The sequence below is a fragment of the Cysteiniphilum halobium genome (assembly GCF_003574425.1).
GTDB classification, from domain to species: domain Bacteria; phylum Pseudomonadota; class Gammaproteobacteria; order Francisellales; family Francisellaceae; genus Caedibacter; species Caedibacter halobius.
The window spans coordinates 1-595 of record NZ_QLIU01000153.1 but is presented as its reverse complement, the minus strand read 5'-3'; the positions used below and the strand labels follow the sequence as shown (position 1 = coordinate 595).

The window sequence follows — 595 nt, the reverse complement described above, 5'->3', positions numbered from 1 at the left end:
GAAGAAAAAGAAGAAAGAAAAGAAAAAAAAAGAAAGAAGAACAAAGAGAAGGGAAAGAAAAGAGAAAAAGAGAAAAAGAAAGAAAGAAAAGAAAGAGAAAAAAAGGAAAAAAAAAAGAAAAAAAAGAGAAAAAAAAGGAAAGGAAAAAAAAGGAGAAAAGGGAGAAAAAAAAAAGAAAAAAGAGGAAAAAAAAAAGAAAGGAAGGAGGAGGAAAGAGAAGGAAAGAGAGAAGGAAAGGAAAAAGGAAGGAGAAGGAGGAGGAGGAAAAGAAAAAGAACGAGAAGAAGAGGAGAAAGAAAAGATAAAAGGAGAAAAAGAAGAGGAGGAAAAAGGGAAAGTAAAAGAAGGAGGAAGAGAAAAGTGAGAATAAAACAGAAAAGAAAGGAAAAAAAGAAGGAGAGTATGATAAGGAAAATGAAGAAACAGGAAAGAAATATATTAAAAAAAAGGAGGGGAAAGAAGGGATTAAAGAAGAAAAGGGGGAAGAAGTGAAAAAAAGCAAAGAAGAAAAAACATTGAATGGAGGGGAGTTAAAATAAGTAGGAAAAAATAAAGTTAAAAGTAGTACGGGTGAAAAAGTAGAAAAATTATTGAG

At 30.4% G+C, this 595-nt stretch carries 1 protein-coding gene; it reads left to right on the top strand.

Annotation, left to right across the window (positions count from 1 at the left end; genetic code table 11):
* Nucleotides 1–492: hypothetical protein (locus DNK85_RS12810; protein ID WP_208123210.1), on the top strand; the 492-nt coding region annotated here is incomplete at its 5' end.
* Between the last annotated feature and the right edge of the window lie 103 nt (nucleotides 493–595).